Genomic DNA, 8,029 nt, shown 5'->3' with positions numbered 1-8,029 from the left:
CCTGTGCTATTTTATTTGTGGTTTTGCAGACCCACTTTCATTTTAGCACAGGAGCTCATACTTATATCTAAAGATTCACCCTCCCCCTGCATAGCAGGGGGTTTATTTTTACCGTGACACAATAAAAAAAGTCCGAAAAACCTCTGTTTTAAAGGTTTTCCGGACTCACACAAAAGCGGATAACGGGAATCGAACCCGCCTATCCAGCTTGGGAAGCTGGTGTTCTACCAATGAACTATATCCGCCTGCAATATTATCTGACTGGTTCATTATACCACACTGCGATAAAATTGCAAGCATATTATTTTCTAAATTTTCACCAGACTCATCCTTTTTCGTGATTTTCAAAATAGCTTTCCAGAACAGCAATGCTTTCCTGGCGCAGCACACCTTCTGTCACTTCCGGTTTCCAGAAGGACTGTTCAAATACTGTGCGGCTGCACTCGCTTCCCTGTGTGTTCAGGATTTTGCCAAGGTCAAGATCTGACGCCCCGTACACAAGCCGCCCAAGCTTCATCCATACAAGCGCTCCTGAGCACATAAAGCACGGTTCACAGCTGGAATACAGCGTATATTCCCTCAGGTCTGTGATACCTGTTCCCGCACAAAACTTCCGGATCAGGCCCAGCTCCGCATGAGCGGTCGGATCAGAGGATGTGTAAATCTGATTTTCGTTTGTACAGACGATCTCGTCTCCCTTTACCAGTACTGCTCCAAATGGTTCATTGCCATGCTCTGCGGCAAGGCTCGCAAGCCTGATGGCTTCCTGCATATATTTTTCATCTGCCGTCATGTTCTGTCTCCTTTTTCCCTCTGCGCAGCGGTCTGTCTGTGCCGTGCGCCGCCTACAGCCTCGTTTTTGTTCCCTTTGTATCGCGCGAGCTGATCCTCAGACGGTTAATGGACACTGGTTTGTCATGATAGGTCACCTCGGGCACCTCTGTGCCCTCCAGCCAGTAAACATCCGTGATCTCATCCTTCTCTGAAAGCTTCATCCCCCGCACACCGACTGCCGTTTTTTTCTTGATCGGCACTTCGGATACCGGAAAACGCAGAAAGTAGCCGCCCTTTGTTGCCAGTACGACATGTGCCTGCTCCGGCGCCGCGTGTACCGCTACGACTGCATCCCCTTCCTGCAGCTTAGTTGCCGCGATCGTACGCTTCGATACATCGAACTCACAGCCCTGCACCTGTTTCATCATCGCCTGCTTTGTCACAAAGGTCAGCACCGTATCTCTGATATCATTCAGCGCCATAACTGCGATAAAATTCTCCTCGCTGCTGCTGTAATTGCAGATATTGTCTACCGGAGTCCCCTTATCGCGGAACCTGCCGTACGGAACATCGAGTACTTTGAGCAGATGCAGCCTTCCAGTATCCGTAAACACGCAGACACGATCCGTATTGAGGCAGTGGATCACATATCGACTCTCTGCGTCGGCAGCTTCTTTGTTCCGCTCATAGACGGCTTCATCGACCGTCCTCACATACCCGAAGCGGTCCATCAGGCACACGACCGGCATCTCCTCGATCTTCTGCTCTTCCAGGACGATCTGCTGCGCATTATCAAGCGAGGTCCTTCTCGGTCTGCCAAATTCCTTTTTATAGGCATCCAGTTCCTTTATGATCAGCTCTGCCATAGATCCATAATGATTTAATATATCCTGATACTGTGCGATATTCCGAAGCGTTTCCTCATGCTCCTTCATCAGGACCTCAATCTCCAGCCCGATCAAACGATACAGGCGCATATCAAGGATCGCGTTTGCCTGCGGCTCTGTAAATGCAAGCTTCGCCGCCATCCTGCGCGACCGTTCTGACTTGAAGCGGATCCCGTCCGTAACGCCGTCTACCAGACAGGCCTTTACCTGATCTCTGCTTTTACTGCCGCGCAGGATCTCAATGATCAGATCGATCACATCACACGCGCGGATCAGACCCTCCTGGATTTCTTTCTTCTTTTCTTCTTTTTCAAGAAGATTCCTGTATTTGCGTGTCATCAGTTCAAACTGAAAATCAATGTGATACTCCAGGATCTGTTTCAGGCTCAGTGTCTCCGGCCTTCCATTCGCAACAGCGAGCATATTAACGCCGAAGGTATCTTCGAGCCTAGTTTTTTTGTAGAGAAGGTTTTTCAGACGCTCGATGTCCGCCCCTTTTCGCAGCTCCAGAACAATACGGATCCCTTCCTTCGAGGACTGGTTGGAGATATCAACAATATCTGTCGTCTTTTTCGTCTCAACAAGTGTTGCCACATCATTGAGGAATTTCCCGATATTTGCCCCCATCATAGGATACGGGATCTGTGTGATCACGAGGCGTTCCCTGCCGCCCTTTGCACGCTCGACCTCGACCCTGCCCCGGATACGGATCTTGCCCTGTCCCGTCTCATAGATTTCCGCCAGCTCATTCTGATTGACAATGATCCCGCCGGTCGGAAAATCCGGGCCTTTTATATATTTCATCAGGTCTGCCGTCGTCATACTGCTGTTTCTGATCATCGCCTTGACCGCATCGATCACCTCGCACAGGTTATGCGGAGGGATCGACGTCACCATGCCTACCGCGATCCCGTCTGATCCGTTTACCAGAAGATTCGGGATGCGCACCGGAAGAACGAGCGGTTCTTTTTCTGTCTCGTCAAAATTTGGTCCAAAGTCCACAATGTCCTTATCCAGATCTGCAAGAAACGCCGTCTGTGTCACCTTCTGCAGTCTCGCCTCCGTGTAACGCATCGCTGCTGCGCCGTCTCCTTCGATCGATCCGAAATTGCCGTGTCCATCCACAAGAGCCAGCCCTTTTTTGAACTCCTGTGCCATTACGACAAGCGCTTCATAGATGGAACTGTCACCGTGCGGATGGTACTTGCCCATCGTATCGCCCACAATCCTTGCGCATTTGCGGTACGGTCTGTCATACCGGATCCCCAGCTCATACATATCATACAGCGTCCGCCTCTGTACCGGCTTGAGCCCGTCCCGCACATCTGGAAGTGCACGCGCGATGATCACGCTCATCGCATAGTCAATGTATGATTTCTGCATAATATCCGAATATTCGGCTCTGATTATCTGTCCATCCATAAATCCTTCTCCTTATCCCTTACTATCGTGTAAGACGTCAGCTGCGTACCGTCACAGCCCATTGTCCTACACGTCAAGCAGTGCTTCCTGCGCATGCTCATAGATAAATGCCTTGCGCGGCGGAACCTCTGTCCCCATCAGCATCTGTGTCACACTGGACGCGATGCGCGCATCCTCGATCTCCACGCGCTGCATCACGCGGGTCTGCGGATTGAGCGTTGTCTCCCAGAGCTGTTCTGCATCCATCTCTCCAAGTCCCTTATAGCGCTGCAGAGTAAATGCTCCCTTATGTGTCCTGCGGTACTGCTCCAGAGCCTTGTCATCATAGAGATACTGCTCCTTCCCCCTTGCCGGGATTACCTTATAAAGCGGAGGCATCGCAATATAGACATGCCCCTCGTAGATCAGCTCCGGCATAAAACGGTAAAACAGCGTCAGAAGCAGCGTACTGATGTGCGCGCCATCGACATCCGCATCCGCCATGATCACGATCTTGTCATAACGCAGCTTTGTGATATCAAAATCATTTCCATAGCCTTCTGAGAATCCGCATCCGAATGCATTGATCATCGTTTTGATCTCCGCATTTGCCAGCACCTTGTCAATGCTCGCCTTCTCAACATTTAAGATTTTCCCCCGGATCGGAAGGATCGCCTGGAAATTACGGTCGCGCGCCGTCTTTGCCGAGCCTCCGGCAGAATCTCCCTCCACGATAAAGATCTCGCAGATACTGCTGTCCCGGCTCTCGCAGTTTGCCAGCTTTCCATTACTGTCAAATGAGTATTTCTGCTTCGTCAGCAGATTCGTTTTCGCACGCTCCTCCGTCTTGCGGATCTTTGCCGCCTTCTCGGCACACGCAAGAATGTTCTTGAGCGCATCGAGGTGCTTGTCAAAATACAGCACGATCTCTTCTCCGGTCACCTTGCCGACTGCACGCACCGCATCCTGATTATCCAGCTTTGTCTTCGTCTGTCCCTCAAAGCGCGGCGAAGGATGCTTCACTGACACGATCGCCGTCAGACCGTTTCGTATGTCTGCCCCTGTGAAATTGCTGTCCTTTTCTTTGAGCACCCCGATCTGGCGCGCATACGTGTTCATCACAGTTGTAAACGTCGTCTTAAATCCGGTCAGGTGCGTACCGCCCTCTGCATTGTAGATATTGTTGCAGAATCCCAGCACATTTTCATGAAATTCGTTCGTATACTGGAAGGCGACCTCGACCTGCATGCCGTCCGCCTCTCCGCTGAAATAAACCGGCTCGCAGACGGGCTCAGACTTCTGGTTCAGCTCGCGCACAAAGCCGATGATCCCCTCCGGCTCGGTGTATGTGATCTTCTCTGTCTCCTCCCCTCTGCGATCCTCGAAATGGATCGTAAGCCTGGGGTTCAGATAAGCCGTCTCATGCAGGCGGCTTTTTAACTCCGTGGCAGAAAAACGGGTCTTTTCAAAAATCTCCGGATCCGGCAAAAAGCGAATACGCGTCCCGGTCTGCTTTGTCTTTCCGATCACCGGAAGCAGTCCCTTCTCAAGCTCGATCACCGGAACGCCGCGCTCATAACGGTCGTGATGGATCTTGCCGTCGAGCATGACCTGCACATCAAGCCATGTGGACAGCGCATTTACGACTGACGAGCCTACACCGTGCAGGCCGCCGCTTGTCTTGTAGACGGTATCGTCAAACTTGCCGCCCGCATGCAGCGTTGTAAAGACGAGCCGCTCCGCAGACATCCCTTTTTCATGCATGCCTACCGGAATCCCCCGCCCATTATCCTCAACTGTCGCTGAGCCATCCTTTTCCAGATAAACCTCTATCTGCGAACAGTACCCTGCCAGATGTTCATCCACCGCATTATCTACGATCTCATAGATCAGATGGTTCAGCCCCTTGCGGGACACACTTCCGATATACATTCCCGGACGTTTTCTGACAGCCTCAAGCCCTTCCAGAACAGAAATACTGCTCGCATCGTACGTATTGCTCTTTGCCATGTTACTGCTTCCTTTCCATTTCAGTGCTTCTGTGCTACCTCGCCACGCTTTTTGTAGATGGAATCCGCAGGAACCACCTCACGCACAGAAGAAAGCGGGTAAATATTTGTATGCGGACCGACAACCGTTCCCGGATTGAGGACAGACCCGCAGCCGACCTCTACCTCGTCTCCAAGCATTGCTCCAAACTTTTTAAGTCCCGTCTCGATCCGCTCCTTTTCATCTTTTACTACGACGAGCGTCTTATCTGACTTTACATTAGAGGTGATCGAGCCGGCTCCCATATGCGCCTTATACCCCAGGATCGAGTCTCCTACATAATTATAGTGCGGTACCTGTACCTTATTAAACAAAACCACATTTTTAAGCTCTGTCGAATTTCCTACCACAGCGCCTTCTCCAACGATCGCATTCCCGCGGATAAATGCGCAGTGGCGCACCTGTGCGTCTTTTCCGATGATCGCCGGGCCATTGATATACGCTGTCGGAGCGACCGTGGCAGACTTTGCGATCCAGACATTTTCGCCCCGCTTTTCATATTCTTCTTCTGAGAGAGTCTGCCCAAGCTCTACAATAAATGCGCCGATCTTCGGCAATACCTCCCACGGATATTCTGCCCCGTCAAACAGTCTGACTGCGATCGTCTCGTTCAGATTAAATAAGTTCCTGATCTTGCATGCTTCCATTTTCATATCCTCCTCATTCAGATACCTGCTTCGCCTTCTTTGCGGTCCGGACACTCTGTCCCTGGCGCCCGGTTCTGCTTTTGTCTGCTTTATAATATTTTGCAGCCTCGTCAAAAAGCGGCCGCATCGCATACTGGTTGTTAAGCTGCAGCACTCCTTCTGTCCTGGAACGGATAAAGTGTTCCAGCTTCATCATATATTCCTCACTCGTGATCGTCCCCTGAGCCACGTAATTGAGACCCTTCTCCCAGCTCGCCGTAAGCTCCGGATTTAAAAGGGAACGGATCGAGTAAAATACTACGTCATGGATCATCTCTCCTTGCAGTGTAGGCGAGAGGATCTGCGTCTTTTTATTCAGCGCTATGTATTTATTCGCCACCAGCTTTTTTAAGATTTCTGCCCGGGTAGCGCTCGTCCCGATCCCGCAGCTTTTAATCTGCGCGCGCAGCTCCTCATCCTCGATCAGCTGTCCGGCATTTTCCATCGCGAGGATCATGGAACCGGAATTGTAGCGCTTCGGCGGAGAAGTCTCTCCTTCTCTGATCGTAAGCGCTTTCACCGGAAGCTCCATACCCTTTTTCAGCCCTTTGAGCACCTCTAAAAGCTCTTTTCCAAACTCCGCTTCCTCTGCATCCTTCTCTGTGCCTTCGCGCTTTCTCTGCGCCCCCGTGCCTGCGTCAATCTCCTGTCCCGCCTTTCCTTTTTTATCATAGGGATTCCCCGCTACCCGGAAATATCCCTCCTCCAGCAAGACCTTAAAGGAAAAGAAAAACCGTTCTCTCCCCATCGCTGTGACCATACTGATCTTCTGAAACTCTGCCGGCGGATAAAAAATGCTTAAAAACCGCCGCACGATAGCAGCATATACACCGAATGCATTTCCTTTAAGACTCCCAAGCGCGCCAAATCCCTGGCCGGTCGGAATGATCGCATAGTGGTCGGTGATCTGCTTATCATTTACATACCGCGTTCTGGAGATCCCTTTATACGTCTGCCCATCCAGGATCTCCTGTGCAAACTCCTTCGCAGGTCCAAAACTGCGAAGTCCTGCGATATTTTTATGGATCTCCTTTGCAACTGCACCAGAGAGCACCCTTGCGTCTGTCCTCGGATACGTCACAAGCTTTTTCTCGTACAGCTCCTGCACGATGCGCAGCGTCTCATCCGGGCTGATCTTAAACATCCGGGAGCATTCATTTTGAAGCTCCGCCAGATTATACAGCAGCGGCGGATGTTTCTTTTCCTTTTTCTTTTCTATAGAATCCACCACCGTCATGGCTGCCGCCTCCTGCTGATGCGGCGGATGTTCACGCAAAAGCTGTCCGATCAGCTCTTTGGCATCCTTTTTCTCCCGGAACCCGTTTTCTTTATACAGCTTCGCAGAGAGATAGTAGGCAGATCCTTCTACTGCACGGAACTCTCCCGACAATGCGCGCCCCTTTATCTCAAGCTCCTGAATCACCCGGTAAAACGGAGTTTTGACAAACTGCCGTATCTCTCTTTCCCGCCGTACGATCATCCCGAGCACACACGTCATCACCCGCCCCACAGATACTACAGAATACCGCGTCCCCAGATAGTTCGAGATCGCATTGCCGTACTTCAGGGTGAGCAGCCTTGAGAAATTAATCCCCATCAGATAATCTTCCTTTGCCCGCAGATAGGCGGCAGAAGAGAGATTATCGTACTCGGAGAGATCCTTTGCCTCGCGGATCCCCCTTCGAATCTCCTCTTCTGTCTGTGAATCGATCCAGACGCGCCTGCGCGTTTTTCCTTTTACACCGGAAAGCTGTTCCACCAGTCGGTAGATATATTCTCCCTCCCGCCCGGAGTCCGTGCAGACATAGATGGTCTGCACGTCTGTCCGTTTTAAAAGCCCGCTCACAACAGCAAACTGCTTTTTGACATTCGGGATCACTTCATATAAAAAATGCTCCGGCAGAAACGGCAGCGTCTGAAGGCTCCAGCGTTTATATTTTTCATCGTACACCTCCGGATAGCTCATCGTCACGAGATGTCCGACGCACCATGTTACCACATAGGAATCAGACTCCAGATATCCATCGCCACGCCTCATATTCTCTTTTAAAGCTTTCGCAAACTCCTGCGCTACGCTTGGCTTCTCTGCAATAAACAGATCCTTCATCTGTTTCCTCCCATCCAAAGCAGCCCCCCCATCCTGCACATCTGCTGCTCCACAAAACTATGAAAAGGGGCTGCTGCAAAATATAGCTATTTTACAACAACCCTTTTATTATACGTTACTTTTCA

The 8,029-nt window shown here is 50.9% G+C and carries 5 protein-coding genes and 1 tRNA gene; all 6 read right to left on the bottom strand.

The genetic code is table 11. The features are described from left to right. Positions 1-174: 174 nt before the first annotated feature. The 6 genes from QOX44_RS16230 to QOX44_RS16205 all read right to left on the bottom strand — a co-directional run bounded on the left by QOX44_RS16230 (position 175) and on the right by QOX44_RS16205 (position 7,904). Positions 175-245, bottom strand: a tRNA-Gly gene (locus tag QOX44_RS16230). Positions 246-325: 80 nt separating this feature from the next. Then, the gene (locus tag QOX44_RS16225) at positions 326-793 is read right to left on the bottom strand and encodes a nucleoside deaminase (protein WP_283684698.1); all 468 of its coding nucleotides are present in this window, start codon (positions 791-793) and stop codon (positions 326-328) included. 52 nt (positions 794-845) lie between these two features. After that, entirely contained in the window at positions 846-3,083 is a 2,238-nt protein-coding gene (locus tag QOX44_RS16220) for a DNA gyrase/topoisomerase IV subunit A (RefSeq protein ID WP_283684696.1), read from the bottom strand. Between the two features lie 66 nt (positions 3,084-3,149). Next, positions 3,150-5,072 (bottom strand): DNA gyrase/topoisomerase IV subunit B, encoded by a 1,923-nt coding sequence (locus QOX44_RS16215; protein ID WP_283684694.1) that lies wholly within the window; start codon positions 5,070-5,072, stop codon positions 3,150-3,152. Positions 5,073-5,092: 20 nt separating this feature from the next. Then, positions 5,093-5,758, bottom strand: coding sequence for an acyltransferase (locus QOX44_RS16210; protein ID WP_283684693.1), 666 nt, complete (start codon positions 5,756-5,758; stop codon positions 5,093-5,095). A gap of 13 nt (positions 5,759-5,771) precedes the next feature. After that, positions 5,772-7,904 (bottom strand): DNA topoisomerase, encoded by a 2,133-nt coding sequence (locus QOX44_RS16205; RefSeq protein ID WP_283684692.1) that lies wholly within the window; start codon positions 7,902-7,904, stop codon positions 5,772-5,774. Positions 7,905-8,029: the final 125 nt, after the last annotated feature.

The sequence above is a fragment of the Parablautia sp. Marseille-Q6255 genome, from assembly GCF_951230155.1.
Lineage (GTDB): Bacteria > Bacillota > Clostridia > Lachnospirales > Lachnospiraceae > Choladousia.
This window is presented reverse-complemented; position numbering and strand designations above follow the sequence as displayed.